Source organism: Mycobacterium sp. RTGN5, assembly GCF_033804465.1.
In the GTDB taxonomy this organism is placed as follows: domain Bacteria; phylum Actinomycetota; class Actinomycetes; order Mycobacteriales; family Mycobacteriaceae; genus Mycobacterium.
Map to the genome: position 1 here is coordinate 285,162 of NZ_JAPZLA010000006.1, position 18,571 is coordinate 303,732.

Below are 18,571 nucleotides of genomic sequence, written 5' to 3' on the forward strand. Positions count from 1 at the left end.
TCGACGTTGAGATTACGGTGGTCATAGGATCGCCCCGGCCTCTTTGGCCTTTTCGATGTCGTCCCAGTCGATGCCGAGCTCCATCAGAATCTCCTCGGTGTGCTGGCCGTGTTCGGGTGAACGGGCCGGCGAAGGCGGAGTCTCGTTGAATTGCACCGGTGCTGCCACGGTGCGGTATTCGTTGCCGCGATCGTCGACATTGGTGACGACGTAGCCGTTGGGTTCGACCTGCGGGTCGTTGAGGGTTTCCCTCGAGGTGGCGTAGCTCGCCCACACACCGGGTTCATCGGCGAGGGCTTTTTGCCAGTGCTGCAGGTCTTCCTCGCCGAATCGCTTGTTCAGGATGTCGATGCCCTCGGCACAGTTGGCGAGGAGGTTGGCCGACGGGACGAACCGCTCATCGGTCGCAAGCTCGGGCAGCCCGATGCGGTGGCAGAACCCGGCCCAAAACTTGTCGGGTTGCAGGAACACCAATTGCAACCAGCGCGCGTCGCGGGTCTTGTAGCGGTTGACCACGGGGTTGAAGGCAACCCCCGGCGGCGCGCTGGGAATCCCGTCGGCATCGAAGAGGTCGGCGACCGCGATCGATGGTGCGCCGGCCCACATCGCCTGTGCCAGAAGGGAAGAGTCGACCACCGCGCCCTCTCCGGTGCGCTCCCGGTGGAACAGGGCCGCACAGACGCCACCGGCGAGGGTCGCGCCGGCCTGCAGGTCTCCGAAGGCGGGCCCTTGACCGGCGGGGTATTCGGCGCCGAAGGGCGTCAGCGTGTAGCCGACGCCGCCGCGGGCCAGGTAGGTCGCCCCGTCGAAGCCGCCTTGATCGCTATCCGGGCCGCGAACCCCCAGGCCCGATCCGCGAGCGATGATGATGTTGGGATTGAAAGCGCGGATGTCGTCGACCGTGAGCCGGGCCCGTGCCAGCGCCCCGGGCAACCAGTTGGTCAGCAAGACGTCGGCGGTGCCGAGCAGCTTGCCGAACAGCTCACGGCCCAACTCGGACTTGAGATCCAAGGCCAGGCTGCGCTTGCCCCGATTACCCAGTTCCATCATGAAATCGACGTCGGCCCTGGCCACGTCGCGCGTGAACCCGCCGACAACCAGCGCCCGACTCGGGTCGCCGAACTCGACGCTTTCCACCTTGATCACGTCGGCCCCCCAGTCGGCGAGGGCGGCACCCGCAGATGGCACATAGGTCCACGACGCCATCTCGACGACACGAACCCCAGCGAGCACCCCTGACATAGACATCCCCTCTTCGACCGGCGTTGACACAACGTTACCGTAAGACATACGGTTGCAATTCACAACGGTGGCGAAGCGGAGGATTAGTTGAACGTCAAACCCGTTCCGATTCCCGACCCGGTGAGTGCCTACTACTGGGAGCACGCCAAGAACGGCACGCTCACCGTGCAGGGTTTCGAGGGGCTCGACGTCCGGCAGCATCCGCCGGGACCGACACCCGAGATTCCCGGCGGCGGGCCGGCGGGTGCGGTCCCGATCGCGGTCGAGGTCAGCGGTCGCGGCACGCTGTACTCGTTCACGGTGCTACGCCAGCCGTTCCATCCGGACTTCCTCGACGCGGTCCCGCTACTGATCGGGTTGACCGAGCTCGACGACGCCCCCGGCGTCCGGATCATGACCAATATCGTCGAGGCCGATCCGGACGAATTGACCATCGGCATGCCGATGGAGGTGGTGTTCGAACCGCGCGCCGACATGGCGATCCCGCAGTTTCGGCCGATACGGACAGCACGGTGACCCACGATAAGGCGGCTGTCGTCGGTATCGGCTACTCAAGCGTGCACCGGGCCAAGGGGGTCGACGGGCGCGGCTTGGCCGTCGACGCCGCCCGCGCCGCGATCGCCGATGCCGGTCTGCAGATCTCCGATGTCGACGGAATCTTCGAGTACGCCGGAAACGAACAGTCCTACGACATCGCCAAGATGCTCGGCATCGAAAACCTGGTTGTTTTCGGCGATTTCGGCCCGTGGGGTCCCTCGGCCATGAGTTCGGTCGTCGGCGCGCACATGGCAGTCCAGTCGGGCGCGTGTGAGGTCGCGCTGGTGGTGCGGTCGGTCACCAGGGAGTGGGGCCAACAGTCCGCGGAGAAGATGCTGCCGCCGCCGTCGGGTATGTGGCAGTGGGATCTGCCCTACGGCATCGCCGGCGGGATGATCCCGGTAATGGCGATGAAGATGCGCCGCAGATTCCACACCCTCGGCGGCTCGCCAGAAGACTACGGTCATATCGCGGTCAACGCGCGGCGCTGGTCGAGCCTCAACGAGCGCGCCGTCCTGCGGGACCTGATCACCATCGACGACTATCTGAACTCACGGATGATCTCAGATCCGGTGCACCTCTTCGATTGTGACTATCCGGTCACCGGCGCATGCGCGGTCGTCATCACCTCCGCCCAGCGGGCTGTCGACACACCCAAGACGCCGGTGTGGATCGACGCGATCGCGATGGGCACCGGGTGGAAGCCGGATTGGACCTACACCGACGACTTTCTCTTCGGCGGGACCCGCCGCTGTGCCGAGACCATGTGGAAGCGCTCATCGGTGAGCGCAGCCGATGTCGATGTCGCACAGCTCTATGACGGCTTCACCCACATCACGCTGTCGTGGATCGAGGCGATGGGCTTTTGCGGCATAGGGGAATTCGGCGACTGGGTCGACGCCGGCTCCGCGATCGGCCCCGGCGGCACACTGCCGCTGAACACCCAGGGCGGCCAACTGGCCGAAGGCCGGCTGCACGGTTTGAGTTTCCTGGCCGAGGGTGTGGCGCAGCTGCGCGGTGAATGCGGCGCCCGCCAGGTCCCCGATGCCCAAGTCGCCGTCGTTGCCAACGCCCATGGACCGCACTGCGCCTCACTGGTGCTGACCACATGACCATCTCCCACTGAGCCCACCAGGAGCGCAATGACAGCGACCTCGACCGTCACCGATCGCGAGCCGACCGAATCCACGGCACTCAACCATCGGGCTGCCGAGCGCGCGGAGTCCCGGATGTACGTCGACGGTGAACTCCGTGATGCTCACTCCGGCAGGCAGTTCGACAACATCAGCCCCGCCACCGGCGCGGTGTTGGGCATCACGACTGCGGCAGGCCCCGAGGACATGGACGCGGCCATCGCCGCCGCGCGGCGTGCGTTTGACGGAACCGAGTGGAGCACCAACCACGCGCTGCGCAAACGATGCCTGGTGCAGCTGCAGGAGGCCCTGGAGAAGGAGTCCGAGGAGCTGCGCGAGGAAATCGTGGCCGAAGTCGGTGCACCGCTGATGACGACGATGATGGCCCAGGTCGACTGGCCGCTTGCCGATGCCCTGAGGTTTCCCACCGACCTCATCGACTCGTTCGCATGGTCACGCGAGCTGGGCGTCGGCAAGGCCGGCGATGGTCAGCGCCGCGTGGTCAAGGAGCCCGTCGGTGTGGTCGCGGCAATCGCGCCATGGAATTACCCGTTCGAGATCGTATCCAACAAACTGGGTCAAGCCCTGGCGACCGGGAACACCGTTGTGCTCAAACCGGATCCGAACACGCCGTGGACGTCGACGCGGTTGGGCCGTCTGATCGCTGAGCACACCGACATCCCGCCAGGGGTGGTCAACGTGGTCCCGACCCCGGACAACGACGTGGCCGCGCTGTTGGTCAGCGATCCCCGGGTCGATCTGGTGTCCTTCACCGGGTCGACCGACGTCGGGCGTCGGATCGCAGGCAGGGCCGCCGAGACCCTCAAGCGAGTGTTTCTGGAATTGGGTGGCAAGTCCGCACTCGTCCTGCTCGATGACGCCGACCTGGACACGGCCATCCCCTCGACCCTTCAGGTGTGCTTCCACGCCGGTCAAGGCTGCGCGATCAACTCCAGGCTGCTGGTGCCGGCGCAGCGCTACGACGAGGTGGTCGCCCGGGTCCTCGAGCTGTTCGAGATGATCAGGCCCGGCGACCCGGCGCGCGGCGACACACTGCTCGGCCCGGTGATCAATCCCACGCAGCGCGATCGCATCCTTGGATTCGTCGACCGCGCGAAAGCTGCTGGCGCTCAGATACTCACCGGCGGTGCGGCCCCAACCGATCTGCATCCAGAGCTGGCCGGCGGCAGCTATGTCCTGCCGACATTGGTGGCCGGGACAGACAACTCCGCTGAGATCGCCCGGCACGAGGTGTTCGGCCCGGTGATGGTGGTGCTCCCCTACTCCGATGATGCCGAGGCACTGGCCTTGGCCAACGACAGCGACTACGGACTGTCGGGATCGGTCTTCACCACGTCTCCGGATCGGGGCATGGCGTTCGCAAATCGGATCCGGGCGGGATCGTTCAGCGTCAACGGCGGGCTGTTCTACGGGGCCGACGCCCCGTACGGCGGCTACAAGGCCAGCGGCATCGGACGCCAGAACGGTATCGAGGGCTTCGAACAGTATCTCGAGACCAAGACCATCGGCTACCTGTAGCCCCGCTAAACACACTGCACATAACCAGCATTCACCAACATCAGGGAGAACACCATGGGACGAGTTGACGGCAAAGTCGCCATCATCAGCGGCGCAGCGCGCGGCCAGGGCCGATCGCACGCGCGATTGCTGGCCGCCGAGGGCGCCGACATCATCGCGATCGATATCTGCGCCGACATCGAGACCAACGATTACCCCCTGGCTCGGCCCGAAGACTTGGACGAGACGGCTCGTCTGGTCGAGAAGGAGGGGCGCAACGCGTATACCGCGATTGTCGATGTGCGGGACCGCAACGCCGTCGCCGCCGCGGTCGAGGCCGGGGTGGCCGAATTCGGCAAGCTCGACATCGTCGTCGCCAACGCCGGTATCGCTCCACTGACCAAAGGTGGTCCCCGACAAGCCTTCGTCGACGCCGTCGACGTCGACCTCGTGGGCGTACTGAACCTGGTGCACGCCAGCCTCAAGCACCTCACGGCCGGCGGATCGATCATCGCGACTGGTTCCCTGGCCGCCTCGCTGGCCTCGCAGAACACCAGTGGCATGGACGCCGGTCCCGGCGGAGCCGGCTACGGCTTCGCCAAACAGGTTGTGGCGCACTACGTGAACAACCTGGCGTTGCAGCTGGCGCCGGAATTCATTCGGGTCAACGCCGTACACCCGACCAACGTCAATACGGCGATGCTGCACAGCGCGCCGATGTATGCCGCGTTCCGGCCCGACCTGGAGAACCCGACCCGTGAGGACGCCGAGCTGACGTTCCCGTTCCTCAACGCGATGCCGGTGCCCTACGTCGAACCCGAAGACATCAGCGAAGCGGTGCTCTATCTGGCCTCCGACGCGGCGCGCTACGTCACGGGACAGCAGCTGCGCATCGACGCCGGCGGCACGATCAAAGCCGTTGCCTGGTCCGGATAGCCGAACCCACCGCCATCGACCGATAGGACACCACAGCAGTGAAGTTCGGCATCACCCTGGCCAGAGCCAACCCGGGGATCTGGAGCACCCTGACCCAGCGTGCGGATGAACTCGGATTTGAATCCGTCTGGATCCCCGAGCATCTGGTCCTGCCGGTGAATATCAGCGGCAGCCCGCACCACGGCGCCGAACATCCGCCCATACCCCCGCAGACCCCGGTCTTCGACGCACTGAACTACTTGTCGTTCCTGGCCGCTCAGACCCGCTCCATCCGGTTGGGCACCCACGTCTACAACATCGGGTTGCGCCACCCGTTCGTCAGCGCCCGCGCCGCGGCGACTCTCGACGTGTTGTCGGCGGGCCGGCTGGACTTCGGGATCGGCGCAAGCTGGCTGCGTGAGGAATGGGACGCGGTGGGATGGGACTTCGACACCCGCGGCGCCCGCGTCGACGAGGCACTGGAAATCTGCCGCGCACTGTGGTCGGAACCGAAGGTGGCGCTACAGGGCCGTTTCTTCAGCTTCGACGAGGTGATGTTCGAACCCAAGCCGGTGCAGCCGGGCGGCCCGCCGATCCATGTGGGCGGCGACGGCAAGGCGGCCCTGCGGCGGGTGGCCCGCTTCGGCGACGGCTGGTTACCGATGAATCACACCCTCGACATGCTGCCGGCCTCGTTGCGCACATTGAATGAACTGTGGGTCGAGCACGGCCGAGTCGGCCGCCCGCAGATCACCATCACCCACTCGGTGACCACCCGCGACGACGTTAAGCGACTCGCTGACATCGGCATCGACCGGGTGATCGTCGACCCGTGGCAGCGCACCAGCGGAGCACTTGACGGAATTGCCCGGTTCACCGACGAAATCATGAGCAAGATGTGATGGCACCGCGACGACTGAGGGGCAGCAATGAGTGAACATGGCGCAATTCTTCGCGCGATCTCCGAGCCCCTTGTGCTCGAGGAGATCAACCTCGCCCCGCTGGCCCCCGGCCAGGTCCGGGTGCGCATCGCCGCCAGCGGCGTCTGCCATTCCGACCTGTCCCAGGCCACCGGGGTCCTGCCTGCCGGCACGCCGTGCGTGCTGGGCCACGAGGGCGCCGGGATCATCGAAGAGGTCGGCTCCGAGGTTACCCATGTCAAGCCGGGAGACCATGTCGCGATCGCCTGGACCGCAGCATGCGGCCGGTGTTGGTACTGCTATCGCGGCGAGGTACACCTGTGCCGCAATGCGATTCGCGATGTCTACTCGATGCCGTACGCCACCGACACCGAGGGCACACCGCTGTTCACCTCGATGGGGGTATCGAGTTTCGCGACGGCAACCAACTGTCTGGCGCGGGCGGTCGTCAAGATCGACGACGACATTCCGTTTGACATCGCCGCACTGGTGGGCTGCGGCGTGGCCACCGGCGCCGGGGCCGCACTCAACACCGCTCCGGTCCAGCACGGCAGTGCGGTGGCGGTGATCGGCATGGGCGGAGTGGGCCTTGCCGCGTTGATGGCCGCCCGCGTCCGGGGCGCGGCGGAGCTCATCGCCGTCGACCCCGTAGCGTCCCGCCGCGAGATCGCCGTCGAACTCGGCGCCACGCACGTCATCGATCCGAGCACCGAGGACGTTGTCCAACAGATCAAGGCCATCACCGGGCGCAGGGGTGCCGACTCCGTGTTCGAGGCAGTCGGGCGTGCCGCAACGATCGAGACCGCATTCAGCGCCACCCGCCCGGGCGGCACCACTTGCGTGGTGGGTGCGGCTTCGCCCGCCGAGAAGATCTCGCTGTCGGCGCATGACCTCTTTATGCAGGGCAAGACGGTGGTGGGTTGTCAGTACGGATCGGTGGTGCCAGGACGCGATTTCCCGATGCTGCTGAACCTCTGGCGCACGGGCGCGCTGCCACTGGACAAGCTGATCACCCGGCGAATCGGCCTCGACGAGGTCAACTCGGCATTCGATGACCTGATGAGCGGCAACGGAATTCGATCCATGATCGTGAACGACGAAGTAAGGGGCGAGTGACATGACCGAAGCGTGGCGGCAATACCCCTACGAGTTGGTGCCCGGTGAACCACTGCTGCACTTCCCCGCCGCCGAGGGCACTCACCCCGAATTCCAGTCAGACACCTGGTATCTGGCAGGACACCTGACCGGAACCGATTCCGGCCGCCGGTACGCGTTCATCACGATCTTCAACCGCAACCGGCCGGGCGGCGACGTGGTCGCCGACTTCTACACGTTCGCGCTGTTCGATACCGACCACGGCGCGTACGGCACCTACACCGACTACGACATGCCGCCGAAGAACATGGCGCCGGGCGCGGTGCCGAAGCTGACCAGCGCCGAGGGTCATCTCGACCTGCGCTACGACAGCAGCGCGGGCACCGTCACATGGTCGGCCAACCGCGACGACGCTGGTGAATTGGTGCCCTACACCTACGATTACAACGCGGTCGGCACCGACAGGAACGGTGCACCCATGCAGCTCACCCTCCATCTCACGCCAACGCGGGGCCCCGTGCCGGTCGGTGGTTCGGTGCACAACGGCCGGATCGATGCGTGTCTGCAACCAGACACCTACTCGTACTTCCAGACCGGACTCAGAATGACCGGCACCTTGCGGTGGGGCGATATCGAGGAACGGGTGCACAGCGATTCGGCACACATCGACCGGCAGTGGTTCCCCCGCTACGCCGGCGGTGGGGGTACTGGCGGGGACGCGCGCGGGCAGGCCCACGAATGGCACACGATCGCCCTCGACAACGGTGTGGACCTCAGTGTGTGGCGGCAATACGACCGGCGCGGGGCCAACGTGTTGGTGCCCTTCACCGGTATCACCGCCACGTATGAGGATGGGACACAACCGGAATGCATCGATGACCTCGACGTCACCACCACCAGTTACGTGCGCTGGCCCGACGAGGTGCGCAGTCTGATGAAACCGCTTGCTGCGGCACGGTATCTGCCCGAACGGCATGTCGTCCGGTCCAAAACGCTCGACCTGGAACTCTTTGGCGACCCGCTGGTACGCGCCCCCGGCCACGCCCTGCCCATCGAATACCTGGAGGGCCCCTACGCCTACGTCGGCACGATGGGGGGCGCACCGGTCACCGGCGTAGCACTTTATGAAGCGTCCAACGCGATGTATCGCGATTGGGAACTCGTCGATGTTCTCGAGACCCAAATCGTCTATCAACAAGCCGAATCGGCCGCGCTCCTCGAGGATGTGGGGACAGCCCGGACGCTGATCGCCGACAACGACAAAGCCGCCGCGTTGGCGCACCTCGACGGCACGGTGCGCGCGCAGCTGGCTGAGCTCCCAGCGCCGGTGTCAGCCGAGCTGCTCGAATTGCTCGACGGACTCATCGAGGCTGTGCGCAATGACCTCCACTAACGAGCGAGTCCTGACCGCGTTGACGTCGCGACCTCACCTGGCACCACCCTGTTCATCCGTACACCCTGCTACTGCAAGCCCCGGGCAAGCTCACGTGCACGCGATGACCGTCGTCATCGATCGTGTCGGCGATGCCGTCCGGGATGCCGGCGGATGGATGTGCGACCGGGTGTGGGCCGGATGGGATGTCACGGCATGGGTGCCCGCCGGCCTCGACATCACACCCTTGCGGATACTCGGCGTGTCAGTGAGAACGCTGGACGACGAACGAAGTGATCTGTGGCCAGGGCCGAGGCCTGCCGCGGTCGCCATCGGGAGTGGTGTGACGGCGTTGCCGCATCGGATTCGCACCAGGATCGATGCGTTGATGCATAGTCCCGGAACCGAAGTCACCATATGGGGTGATGGACGATCCCTGCCGGGCGACCGCTTTCACGATGTAGAACACCGGCTCAGCGCGGCCGCGATCGCGTTCAAGACCCAAGCGATGCAAGCCGCGTCGCTGCCAGGAACATGCGGGGCGACGGAAGACTTTCGCGGCTACGCACCGTGGCAACCGCAGCGCGCCGTGGCGGACACGCAACGCATCACCGGCTCTTAGTTGTTGGGCTGCAACAGGATCGGCAGTTTCGTGGTCTCGCGCAGCAGTGTCGAGGCCCCCAGTTCCACCCCGTCGAGCACCTGGTAATTCGGCCAGCGGCGCAGGATCTCAGTGAAGACGATCTTGGCCTCGAGGCGGGCCAGCTGTGCCCCCAGGCAGAAATGCTCACCGATCCCGAAGGCCAGATGCGGATTGGGTGAGCGTGTCACGTCGAAGGCATCGGCGGTGTCGCCGAAGACAGCTTCGTCACGGTTCGCGGCGGCGTACAGCATCACCAGGTACTCGTCTTCGGAGACCTGTGTGCCCCCGAGGTCCACCGGGCACGCGGTGGTCCGTCCCATCGCCAGAATCGGTGTGACCCAACGCAACATCTCCTCGACGGCGGCCGGGATCAGCGACTCGTCGGCGGCCAGCACCGCGCGCTGATCGGGGTGCTCTGCCAGCGCCACGAGACCACCGCTGATCAAGTGGCGGGTGGTCTCGTTTCCGGCCACCAGCAGACTCATACAGAAGCCCAGCTGCTCGCTGCGGGTCAGGTCGGAGTCGGCGGTGATCGCGGTCAGCAGATCCTCGGGCGGATCGGTCTCGGCAATCCGGGCGTCGAGTTTGGCGTTGAAGTAGCCGAAGAAGTCGATGGCGGCCATGGCCCGCGGATCGGTGGGGTCGGTGGCGGCGATCGCGATCGCGTCGGACCACTTCCGGAAGGTCGGTATGTCCTCGCCAGGCACCCCGAGCATGTGGGCGATGATCAGCAGCGGCACGGGAGCACTGATAGCGTCGATCGCATCGACGGGCACGGTCGGGTCGATGTCGTCGAACACCGTGGCCACAATGGACTCCGCAAGATCGGCGAGCTGGGCAACGCGGCGAACAGTGAAGCCCCTGTTGACGATTCGGCGCATCGTGACGTGGCGCGGCGGGTCGACGTACAGGATCGAGTCATTGCCCGAGACGTTCCTCTTGACGTCGCCGATCAGCACGCCCTTGGAGGAGATGTAGGCGGTGGGGTCCTTGCTCATCTCGGTGATCTGCGCGTGACCGGTGACGGCCCAGAACCCGGAGTCGGGCAGCTCGGCGACCGGGCAGCGGCGACGAAATTCGGCCAGTTCGCGGTCGGGGCGGTCGCGCCAGAAGTCCGGGTCGTCGATCTTCGGGGCCGTCATCAGGTACCTTCCGCCGGGCAAAGCTCATCAACCGTATTGATTACGGTAAGCATACAAAACGGTGGCGCGGGGTCGACACGGGTATCAGCTGGTGGGCAGGCCGACGATGGCGCGGATCTGCCGGCGCGCGGCGGCGGCATCCTGGTCCGGAAACGTGTAGTGGCTCAGCACAGTGCGCGCGATCGCCGCAGCGAGGTCCCGCGGAGCCGCCGCCAGATGCATACCGTCACGCTGACACTGCCGGATCACGCCGACAAGCCCTTCGGTGATCACCGGTAGTGCCCCGACAATCTGCTCGTGCGCGAATCGCGGATCCAGGTCAACCATGCGTCGTGGGGGCTGGTCCTGCAGCACCGTGGCCACCACGTCGAGGGCTGCCTCCATGCGGGCCGGACCGGTGCGCCCCTCGATCGCCCGCGCCATCGCGGCATTGAAGCGCTGGTACTCATACTTGCCGAGCGCGTCGATGAGTTCCTCCTTGGAGAGGAAGTATCGATAGATGCTCTGCCGCGACACTCCGGCGACGGCGGCCACTTCAGTCAGGGACAGCTTGCGCGTCCCCGACTGCAGAACCAGCCTGCGCGCGGCATCGAGGATCCGGCCGGTCAGATCACCGTGATCCGACCGGGCGTTCTCGGCCGCACTCGTCATGTCAATCGCCCGAGTTTACGCAACCACGGGATGTAGGCGCGCAGTCCATCGTCGAAGGAGATCGGGTCATAACCCAGACGGCGGCGGGTCGGGTTGTCCGCCGAGCGAGGCGGGCGAACTTCCTTGGCCGCAGCTTCGGCGATCGCCATCAACGTCGGACCGAACTCGGCAGTGAAGCGATCGGGATCGGCGCGGTAGTCGAGGTCCTCCACCCGGTGGTCGACCCCGGCGATCTCGCACGCACGGTTGATGCCGGCCGCGGTGCTGACGGTGTCCTCCGGACGGCCGATCAACAGGTAGCGTTCGCCGGCCACACCACGGTCCAGGGCCGCGATCGAGCCGCGTGCGACATCCGCGCCGGCCACCCAGGTGACCGGGAACGCCAGATAGCGGGCGATCCGGCCGCGCATGCCCGCCAGCAGGACGCGGTTGAAGCTGGTCCGGTGCAACGCCCGCTCGATGACAACGCCCGGTCCGAAGATCGCTCCCGGGTGACACGTGAGCACATCCTCGCCGGCGGCGGCGCGCTCGTGGGTCTCGAGAAACGCGGCCAACTTGGTCACTGTGTAGGGGTCGTCGGGCGGATTCGCCAGCACCGGAGCATCTTCGAACTGTTCATCAGTGGTCTGGTCGATGAAGGTGGCGGTGCTCAACGCGACGACACGGCGCATCCCCAGCTTCTTGGCCGCGTCAAGAACATTCGTGGTGCCGGTCATGTTGACCGCCCGGAAGTCGTTGATGTCCTGGCTGGCTCCGCCGAGCAACGCCGCGCAGTGGATGGCGGCCTCGGCGCCGGTGGCCGCGCGCAGCACGTCGTCGGCATCGCTGATGTCTCCCTTGATCAACTCGACGCCGAGGTCTGCCAGAGCGTGGGCTTCGTCGGGGTTGCGCACCAGAGCCCGGACGTGATCGCCGCGCTCGATCAGCTGCTCGCACACATTGCCGCCGGTCTGTCCGGTGCCCCCGGTGACAAAAATCGTGGCGCTCATCCCACCCTCTCGAGTTGTTACATATACGACAGATTAAGTCTTGAATGTAACAGCCGAACTGGGCATGGTCTACATTCGCACCATGTCTATCGATCCTTCTCACATTCTGTTGACCGACCGGGTTGCGGTCGTCACCGGCGGCGGCGCCGGCATCGGGCGCGGTATCGCGGCCGGCCTTGCCGCGTTCGGGGCGCGGGTGGCGATTTGGGAGCGTGACCCCGACAGTTGTGCGTCAGCGGCGCAAGAGATTGGGGCACTGGGAATTCCGGCGGACGTCCGGGACAGCGCGCAGGTCGACTCCGCGCTGGCCCAGACAGCGGCCGAGCTTGGCCCGGTCACCATCCTGGTGAACAATGCCGGTGGAGTGTTCCACTCAGGCATCCTCGAGACGTCCGAAAATGGTTGGGACGCTCTGTATAAGGCCAATCTGCGCCACGTCTACCTGTGCACGCAGCGGGTGGCCAGAGCCATCGTGGCGCAGGGGTTGACCGGCAGCGTCATCAACGTCACCTCGATCGAGGGTGTCCGCGCCGCACCTGGTTACGCAACGTACGCGGCCGCCAAAGCCGGTGTGATCAACTACACCAAGACGGCCGCCCTCGAGCTGGCGCTCAACGGCATTCGCGTCAATGCGCTGGCACCCGATATCACCCTCACCGAAGGAATGATGCAGGTCGCTCCGCCGGGCGGTGAGCGGCGCTTCGGCTTCACCGTCCCGATGGGGCGAGCCGGTCACGTCGATGAAATGGCCGGAGCTGCCGTGTTTTTGGCATCCGATCTGTCGAGTTACATCACCGGGCAGACGATCCACGTCGACGGCGGAACGCAGGCCAGCAGCGGCTGGTATCACCATCCCGAAACCGGCGACTACGCCCTGGGGCCCAGCTCGTAGGAAACGAATCGCGGGCGGCTCAGATGAAGTCCGAGCCGCCGTCGACGTTGACGGTGGCACCGGTGACGTAGCCGTTGCGCCGAGACGCCAAGTACGTGGTGATCGAGGCGATCTCTTCGGGCAGTCCCGCGCGGCCGAGGTCGCAGGGTTGGTGGAAGTTGTCGTCGATCCAAGTCATGACGTCCACCGGATCGGTGGCATCCAGACCGTCGGCGGCCAGGATGTCTTTGAGGTTCTCGGTGAAGCTCGCGGTCACGATCGTGCCCGGGCATACGCAATTGACCAAGATGCCGTCTTTGGCAAGGCTTTTCGACAGGTTCTTGGTGATGCTCGTCAGCGCTGCCTTCGACGCGGTGTAGGCGACGATGCGCGGGTTCTGCCGCTGGATCGAGTGCGCCGCGAACGTCACGACGCGGGCCCACTCGGCCTGGCGCAGGCTGGGCAACGCGGCCCGGATACTGCGCACACCGGACATGGTGCCCAGTCCAAATGCGGAGTCCCAGTCGGTGTCGGTCATCTCCTCGAAGTACCCGTCGCCGGGGCCGATGGTGTGCACCAGGCTGTTGAGACTCCCCCACCGCTCGGCGACTTCGGCGAACGCAGCGGCGATGGATTCCGGGTCGTTCATGTCCACGGAAATCCCCACCGCGTCAGGTGATCCGGCGGCGCGCAGCGACTCCGCCGCGGCGTCGAGCGGTCCTTGCTCTCGAGCCATCACGGCCACCCGCGCGCCCTCCTCGGCCAGGGTTTGGGCGATCGCCAGCCCCATCCCCTTGCTGCCACCGGTGACCACCGCGGTCGCTCCAGCCAGTCCCAAGTCCATCGCTGTTCCCTCTCGTCAGGTTTGATGAAATTCCCGTAGTACGTTGGCAATCGCGTCCGGTGCCACGCCAAGTCCGCGCAGACAGAAGCGCAGCACGCGTTCACGCAGACTGCTCAGCTCGCAATCACCGGTGGCCCAGTGCCGCTCGACATTCGCCCACACGGTGCCCTGGATGCACAGCGCTTCGGCATCGGGATCGATGCCGACGAAAACTCCTGCCTTGCTGCCGCGTTCGAGCTGCTCACGCAATGGCAGCAGGATCTCGGTGTAGGCCGGCCCGACGAGTTCGGGTTCGGCGAACATCTGGGACTGCGCCTCCAGCGACATCTTGCGCAGGTCCGATCGGATCTGTTCGTTGAACGCCAGGTCGAGGCGGCCGTCGATCCACTCGGCCACCGCGCGCACCGGGTCGTCATACTCGGCCATCCGACTGCGCAGTCGCAGCTTCTCGACGCGAGCCATCTCCACGAACACCGCAGCAACCAGTTGGTCCTTGGAGTCGAAATGCCGGTAGAACGCCCGTGTGCTCAGGTGCGCACGGGACAGGACGGCGGCGATGCTGAGTGCACGAACACCCTCTTCGCGCACCAACTTCGACGCCGCGGACAGGATCTCGATGCGCACGCGCGGATCGGGGTCGAGTTTCTTGCGGCCAGCCGTGGTTGTCGGTTGCATGTCCTGTAATTACCACGCTGCCGCTACGCCGACGCGTCGTACGCCGTGAGATAGTCGCTGAACGTTTCCTGCACCTGGTCGGGCGTCAGGCCGTAGTCGGCCAGATCGTAGCTGTGGGTGCCGCGCTGTCCTGGCTGATGGCTGTCCGCCCAGCCCGCGACCCTGGCGCGCGACTCGGCCGAGAAATCCAGCCCCAGCTCGCGGTAGCTCTTGGACACGGTGCCAACGGGGTCGTTTTGCAGATCGGCAAACGAGACGTCGACGAAGCGGTCGTCACCGAATTTCGTCCGGAAGTCCATCGCCCGCTTGATGCCTTCGGACCACCACGCCAATTGCTCGGCGCCCAGCTCGGCATTGTTGACGTAGTCGCTACTCCAGCTGCGGACGTAGGCGATGAGACTGCACACCGAGCCGAGCACCTTGGCCGGATCCCGGTGGCTCCAGAGGAATTTTGCGTTGGGATAGGTTTCAACGAAGGCGTCGAGAGCGAACATGTGCACCGGCGTGCGCAGCAGCCACAGATTCGGCTTGCAATGCCACTGCAGCAGTTTGAGTGCCTCCTTGTGGAAGCCGTAGGTTTCGCGCATATCGCAGTCGAGCAGCCACTCGACATATCCGGGAACCCGAACCACACCGTCGAAGTGGAAGGTCCGGAAACTCATCCCCATCAGGTCCTGGCATTCGGTGGCGGCTTCGGCCTCGGAGTTGATGATGGCCCGGAAGTCCGGGAACATCTGCTGGATCATCGCGATGCCCTCGGCGGCCTGCGCGATCCGGGGATCGGTGCGCTGGGTGGCCGCCTCGGGCGGCGGGGTCGGCGCCTGAGATTCCCAGGTACGCAGGAACCGGAACTGTGGGTCTGCCGAAACCAGTTGGCCCAGTGCGGTGGTCCCGGTGCGGGGCAAGCCCAGGACGACGATGGGTCCGTCGACGACTTCCTCGCCGATCTCGGGATGCTTCTTGAGGGTGTCGACGATTCGCAGCCGTTGGATCAGAGCGTTGCTGATCGTCGCGTGCTGCATCACCCGCCCGAGGTCGTTGAGCTCGGCTTCGGTGTTGAGGCCATCAACGGTGCGCTCGAGGCCCTCGCGGTAGTAGGTCGACTCGAAATCCTCGAGACCGGCCGCCGCACGGGCACCGGCTTCAAGCTCGTCAGCGGAGAAAGTCATCGATAGAACCTTTCGTGAACGGCACGGCGCCGCCGTGCGATGACGTCGACACGTTCGGCTGGGGTGGTCGTCGTCGTGTCGCCGGGCAGCGCGGCGAGCACCTCGTCGGTGGCCACGATGCGCGTGGCAGGCACCGGTGCGGTCTCGGTGCGAACGCAGCGCAGCAAGATGGCCCCGTTGCTATGGCCGGCGGTATCCAACCAGTTGGCCACCCCGGGGTCCTCGTCGCTGAGCACGAAGCGGGCGATCCCGTCGGCGTCGACGATCGCCTGGTGACCGTTGAGGCTGGACTGGTGGCGACCGTAGTGGATGGTCTCCAGCCATGGGTTGCCGAGCGAGATGCTCCAGTACACACCCTTGGGCGGCTCGAATTCGACGATGAGCGCTTGCCCCGGGTCGAGGGCGAATCGTCCGATGACAGGCCGGTTTTCGGCGGCCGCACCCATCTGAGTCATGTCGGCCGGCTCAAGGAACCCGTTGCTTGGCGGCATCGCACCGAAGTCGAGGAAGAACTTCAGGTTGTCGTAGACGAAGTCGCCGAGGGCGAAGAGCTGGCGGGAGACGAACGTGGTCGGCTCCACCGCGGCGCTCTCGACGTCGACCTTCGGGCCGATCCGTTCGATGCGCAGCGATGCGGGTTCCTCGGTGTACCAGTCGTAAAGGAAGTTGCGCACCGTCAGCGTCGGATGCTCGCCGGTGAGTTTGATCCAGTTGGCGGGGTGTTCGTCCGCGGACAGGATCGCCTCGAAGGTCCCGTCCGGATTGACGTCGAGATCGTCGACCAGGTAGTTGGCGGTCGCGGCGATGCCGTCCATGGTTTGGATGCCGACATAGCGGGCGGTCCCGCGGGATCCGTACAACCGGTAGCTCTCCCCAGCGCGCAGGCTGGCGTTCAGATACACGCAGTCGGGACATTCCAGACCCCACGTGACGATGTCGTCCATGCTTGCGCGATTGACGGCGAGCACCGGGTCGGGATCGACGCGCAAGGCCATATCGATGCCGACGGTGAGCAGGATCATCAGGTGCCGCATCCCGGCGGCGAAGTCGATGTTGTTCTTGTTCACCGGATCTGACATCACCAGCTGCGAGGCAGCCTCGAGGCGCTCCTGCAGATGCGCCCATGCGGCGGGCAATTCGACGTCATGACCGGTGCCGGACAGGGCCGCCTCGGCAATGGAGTGCGGCAGCCAGGACAACGGGTTCTTCCAGGCGGGCGGGTCCGATTCGGCGGCCACGGTGCGCTCCTTCGGTCCAGCTCGGCGGTGAGATTTCGAAAACGTTGTTTTCGATTCAACGGCCTGATCGTGACACCGCGAATCCGTCGTGTCAATGGTTTGGCCGGAAGTCGCGAAGGTTCGCCAGGCCGACCAGCGCCAATGCCGTTAAACCACAGTACGATTCGCGATTCACCCACCGTAGCGATCCGCCGGGCGGCTCAGTCGGAGTGCAGCCTGGGCCGCAAGTATTAATCTCGGTAGAAACTACCAAGTTAAGTGTGGGAAAATCCCCAAAAAAGCACCGCTGACCTGCAGCGGGCGCGCTAGCCCTGCGGCGCTACGCAGAACGCATTGCCCTCGGGGTCGGCGAGCACGACCCAGCCGAAGTCGCCGAAGCTGTTACGACCGGTTTCGGTGGCGCCGAGCTCGACGAGCCGCGCGACCTCCGCCTCGACGTCATCGGTGGAGAAGTCGAGGTGCACCTTGTTCTTCCCCGGTGTCGGATCCTCCACCTGCTGGAAGGCCAGACCCGGCCCCTCGAGTCGACTGACCACGACGAAGAAGGGCGGCGCAATGGGATTCACCTGACCATCCAGGGCACGTGCCCACCATGCGGCCAAGCCTTCGGGATCGGTGGTGTCGAACGTGATGTTCTCGGTCTTGAGTGCCATCCTCCGACGCTAACCCCGGCCTGTGACACATCTCAATGGTGCGGGCGGAGGGATTCGAACCCACACGCTCTTTCGAGCAATGGCACCTAAAGCCATAGCGTCTGCCATTCCGCCACGCCCGCGTAACGGTCGATTCTAGCGTCGGCGACGCACCATTCTTGTCGGTGGTGGCTCATATGTTGTGTTGAGGACACCCGAATAGGACGCAACGTGCGCTCAGCCAAGGAATTCGAGCTCGTACGCGGCCTCATCGAGGCTGGCTTGAATGATTGCGCGATCTCGAGACAGACAGGGATTCCGCGTCGCACGGTGCAGGTTTGGCGCACGCGGCCGCCCAGGTGGGATCGTGAACGACGATCGGGAGTCTGTGCTCGCGTCCACGACTTCGGCAACCTGCCGGCTGATGATTACTGCTATCTGCTGGGTCTGTATCTCGGAGACGGCTGTATCTCGAAGACCGCACGAACTTGGATGCTCAGGATCACCTGCGATACGAAGTATCCCGGAATCATCGATGACTGTCGCAGAGTGATCGACACCGTGATGCCGGGACAACGGGCGGGCCTGTGGACGCGGCCGAGTGGCACGTACGCGGATGTGTACCTCTGCTCCAACCACTGGCCATGCCTGTTCCCTCAACACGGTCCCGGCGTGAAGCACCTCCGGCCGATCACGTTGGAGCCGTGGCAAGAGCAGCTCGTGGAGCAAGCACCAGAAGAATTCATTCGCGGCCTGATACACAGCGACGGTTGCCGCGTGATCGCCAACGACCGTGGCGTCAAGAGCATCCGCTACCACTTCACCAACCACTCCGAGGACATCCTCGGTCTCTTTACCCACACCCTCGACCAGCTCGGCATCACGTGGACCCGGTCGACCAAGTACGTCGTCTCGATCTACCGCAAGGCAGCTACCGCGAGACTCGACGAATTCATCGGTCCGAAGTGCTGAGCGTCACGCACCC

Annotated in this window: 19 protein-coding genes and 1 tRNA gene; 10 read left to right on the forward strand and 10 right to left on the reverse strand. The window is 65.2% G+C overall.

The window, feature by feature from the left end; genetic code table 11:
• Positions 1 to 21: 21 nt before the first annotated feature.
• Entirely contained in the window at positions 22 to 1,242 is a 1,221-nt protein-coding gene (locus SLQ31_RS25370) for a CaiB/BaiF CoA-transferase family protein (protein ID WP_319436894.1), read from the reverse strand.
• An 87-nt stretch (positions 1,243 to 1,329) separates the two neighbouring features.
• Between SLQ31_RS25370 and SLQ31_RS25375 the strand changes: the two genes are divergently transcribed.
• From SLQ31_RS25375 to SLQ31_RS25410, 8 genes are all read left to right on the forward strand, one after another.
• On the forward strand, positions 1,330 to 1,758 hold the full coding sequence (locus SLQ31_RS25375; RefSeq protein ID WP_319436895.1) for an OB-fold domain-containing protein: 429 nt from the start codon (positions 1,330 to 1,332) through the stop codon (positions 1,756 to 1,758).
• Complete coding sequence (locus tag SLQ31_RS25380; RefSeq protein WP_319436896.1) at positions 1,755 to 2,891, forward strand: thiolase family protein; 1,137 nt, start codon at positions 1,755 to 1,757, stop codon at positions 2,889 to 2,891. The genes SLQ31_RS25375 and SLQ31_RS25380 overlap by 4 nt, the downstream gene beginning before the upstream one ends.
• A 30-nt stretch (positions 2,892 to 2,921) precedes the next feature.
• A complete protein-coding gene (locus SLQ31_RS25385) occupies positions 2,922 to 4,451 on the forward strand; it encodes an aldehyde dehydrogenase family protein (protein WP_319436897.1) in 1,530 nt (509 codons plus the stop codon).
• Between the two features lie 54 nt (positions 4,452 to 4,505).
• Entirely contained in the window at positions 4,506 to 5,366 is an 861-nt protein-coding gene (locus SLQ31_RS25390; protein ID WP_319436898.1) for a mycofactocin-coupled SDR family oxidoreductase, read from the forward strand.
• Between the two features lie 38 nt (positions 5,367 to 5,404).
• Entirely contained in the window at positions 5,405 to 6,247 is an 843-nt protein-coding gene (locus SLQ31_RS25395) for an LLM class F420-dependent oxidoreductase (protein WP_319436899.1), read from the forward strand.
• 27 nt (positions 6,248 to 6,274) lie between these two features.
• Positions 6,275 to 7,381 (forward strand): Zn-dependent alcohol dehydrogenase, encoded by a 1,107-nt coding sequence (locus tag SLQ31_RS25400; RefSeq protein WP_319436900.1) that lies wholly within the window; start codon positions 6,275 to 6,277, stop codon positions 7,379 to 7,381.
• A 1-nt stretch (position 7,382) separates the two neighbouring features.
• Positions 7,383 to 8,753, forward strand: a complete 1,371-nt coding sequence (locus SLQ31_RS25405) for a lipocalin-like domain-containing protein (protein ID WP_319436901.1) — start codon at positions 7,383 to 7,385, stop codon at positions 8,751 to 8,753.
• Between the two features lie 103 nt (positions 8,754 to 8,856).
• On the forward strand, positions 8,857 to 9,354 hold the full coding sequence (locus SLQ31_RS25410) for a hypothetical protein (RefSeq protein WP_319436902.1): 498 nt from the start codon (positions 8,857 to 8,859) through the stop codon (positions 9,352 to 9,354).
• Here SLQ31_RS25410 and SLQ31_RS25415 read toward each other — a convergent pair.
• The 3 genes from SLQ31_RS25415 to SLQ31_RS25425 form a co-directional block, all read right to left on the reverse strand.
• The gene (locus tag SLQ31_RS25415) at positions 9,351 to 10,517 is read right to left on the reverse strand and encodes a cytochrome P450 (protein WP_319436903.1); all 1,167 of its coding nucleotides are present in this window, start codon (positions 10,515 to 10,517) and stop codon (positions 9,351 to 9,353) included. The genes SLQ31_RS25410 and SLQ31_RS25415 overlap by 4 nt on opposite strands.
• An 84-nt stretch (positions 10,518 to 10,601) precedes the next feature.
• Positions 10,602 to 11,168 carry a TetR/AcrR family transcriptional regulator gene (locus SLQ31_RS25420; protein ID WP_319436904.1) on the reverse strand — a complete coding sequence of 189 codons (567 nt, stop codon included), beginning with the start codon at positions 11,166 to 11,168 and terminating at the stop codon, positions 10,602 to 10,604.
• The gene (locus tag SLQ31_RS25425) at positions 11,165 to 12,157 is read right to left on the reverse strand and encodes an NAD-dependent epimerase/dehydratase family protein (RefSeq protein WP_319436905.1); all 993 of its coding nucleotides are present in this window, start codon (positions 12,155 to 12,157) and stop codon (positions 11,165 to 11,167) included. Before SLQ31_RS25425 ends, SLQ31_RS25420 begins: the two co-directional genes overlap by 4 nt.
• A gap of 82 nt (positions 12,158 to 12,239) precedes the next feature.
• On the opposite strand from SLQ31_RS25425, the gene SLQ31_RS25430 reads away from it, so the two are divergent.
• Positions 12,240 to 13,049 carry an SDR family NAD(P)-dependent oxidoreductase gene (locus SLQ31_RS25430; protein WP_319436906.1) on the forward strand — a complete coding sequence of 270 codons (810 nt, stop codon included), beginning with the start codon at positions 12,240 to 12,242 and terminating at the stop codon, positions 13,047 to 13,049.
• Between the two features lie 19 nt (positions 13,050 to 13,068).
• On the opposite strand, the gene SLQ31_RS25435 is transcribed toward SLQ31_RS25430, so the two are convergent.
• From SLQ31_RS25435 to SLQ31_RS25460, 6 genes are all read right to left on the reverse strand, one after another.
• On the reverse strand, positions 13,069 to 13,872 hold the full coding sequence (locus SLQ31_RS25435; RefSeq protein WP_319436907.1) for an SDR family NAD(P)-dependent oxidoreductase: 804 nt from the start codon (positions 13,870 to 13,872) through the stop codon (positions 13,069 to 13,071).
• A gap of 15 nt (positions 13,873 to 13,887) precedes the next feature.
• Positions 13,888 to 14,547, reverse strand: a complete 660-nt coding sequence (locus tag SLQ31_RS25440; RefSeq protein WP_319436908.1) for a TetR/AcrR family transcriptional regulator — start codon at positions 14,545 to 14,547, stop codon at positions 13,888 to 13,890.
• Positions 14,548 to 14,570: 23 nt separating this feature from the next.
• A complete protein-coding gene (locus SLQ31_RS25445; RefSeq protein ID WP_319436909.1) occupies positions 14,571 to 15,716 on the reverse strand; it encodes a sulfotransferase in 1,146 nt (381 codons plus the stop codon).
• Positions 15,713 to 16,915: a DUF1214 domain-containing protein gene (locus SLQ31_RS25450; RefSeq protein ID WP_319436958.1), complete on the reverse strand. Its 1,203-nt coding sequence runs from the start codon at positions 16,913 to 16,915 to the stop codon at positions 15,713 to 15,715. Before SLQ31_RS25450 ends, SLQ31_RS25445 begins: the two co-directional genes overlap by 4 nt.
• Before the next feature lie 344 nt (positions 16,916 to 17,259).
• Complete coding sequence (locus SLQ31_RS25455; RefSeq protein WP_319436910.1) at positions 17,260 to 17,607, reverse strand: VOC family protein; 348 nt, start codon at positions 17,605 to 17,607, stop codon at positions 17,260 to 17,262.
• 36 nt (positions 17,608 to 17,643) lie between these two features.
• Positions 17,644 to 17,729, reverse strand: a tRNA-Leu gene (locus SLQ31_RS25460).
• A gap of 88 nt (positions 17,730 to 17,817) precedes the next feature.
• Here SLQ31_RS25460 and SLQ31_RS25465 point away from each other — a divergent pair.
• Complete coding sequence (locus tag SLQ31_RS25465; RefSeq protein WP_319436911.1) at positions 17,818 to 18,558, forward strand: LAGLIDADG family homing endonuclease; 741 nt, start codon at positions 17,818 to 17,820, stop codon at positions 18,556 to 18,558.
• Positions 18,559 to 18,571: the final 13 nt, after the last annotated feature.

Bases quoted from the DNA above. Each gene is read 5' to 3' on its own strand.
- SLQ31_RS25390 (WP_319436898.1), top strand. From the start codon at position 4,506: ATGGGACGAGTTGACGGCAAAGTCGCCATCATCAGCGGCGCAGCGCGC.
- SLQ31_RS25370 (WP_319436894.1), bottom strand. From the start codon at position 1,242: ATGTCAGGGGTGCTCGCTGGGGTTCGTGTCGTCGAGATGGCGTCGTGG.
- SLQ31_RS25385 (WP_319436897.1), top strand. From the start codon at position 2,922: ATGACAGCGACCTCGACCGTCACCGATCGCGAGCCGACCGAATCCACG.
- SLQ31_RS25455 (WP_319436910.1), bottom strand. From the start codon at position 17,607: ATGGCACTCAAGACCGAGAACATCACGTTCGACACCACCGATCCCGAA.
- SLQ31_RS25445 (WP_319436909.1), bottom strand. From the start codon at position 15,716: ATGACTTTCTCCGCTGACGAGCTTGAAGCCGGTGCCCGTGCGGCGGCC.
- SLQ31_RS25405 (WP_319436901.1), top strand. From the start codon at position 7,383: ATGACCGAAGCGTGGCGGCAATACCCCTACGAGTTGGTGCCCGGTGAA.
- SLQ31_RS25420 (WP_319436904.1), bottom strand. From the start codon at position 11,168: ATGACGAGTGCGGCCGAGAACGCCCGGTCGGATCACGGTGATCTGACC.
- SLQ31_RS25435 (WP_319436907.1), bottom strand. From the start codon at position 13,872: ATGGACTTGGGACTGGCTGGAGCGACCGCGGTGGTCACCGGTGGCAGC.
- SLQ31_RS25400 (WP_319436900.1), top strand. From the start codon at position 6,275: ATGAGTGAACATGGCGCAATTCTTCGCGCGATCTCCGAGCCCCTTGTG.
- SLQ31_RS25415 (WP_319436903.1), bottom strand. From the start codon at position 10,517: ATGACGGCCCCGAAGATCGACGACCCGGACTTCTGGCGCGACCGCCCC.
- SLQ31_RS25440 (WP_319436908.1), bottom strand. From the start codon at position 14,547: ATGCAACCGACAACCACGGCTGGCCGCAAGAAACTCGACCCCGATCCG.
- SLQ31_RS25425 (WP_319436905.1), bottom strand. From the start codon at position 12,157: ATGAGCGCCACGATTTTTGTCACCGGGGGCACCGGACAGACCGGCGGC.
- SLQ31_RS25430 (WP_319436906.1), top strand. From the start codon at position 12,240: ATGTCTATCGATCCTTCTCACATTCTGTTGACCGACCGGGTTGCGGTC.
- SLQ31_RS25410 (WP_319436902.1), top strand. From the start codon at position 8,857: ATGACCGTCGTCATCGATCGTGTCGGCGATGCCGTCCGGGATGCCGGC.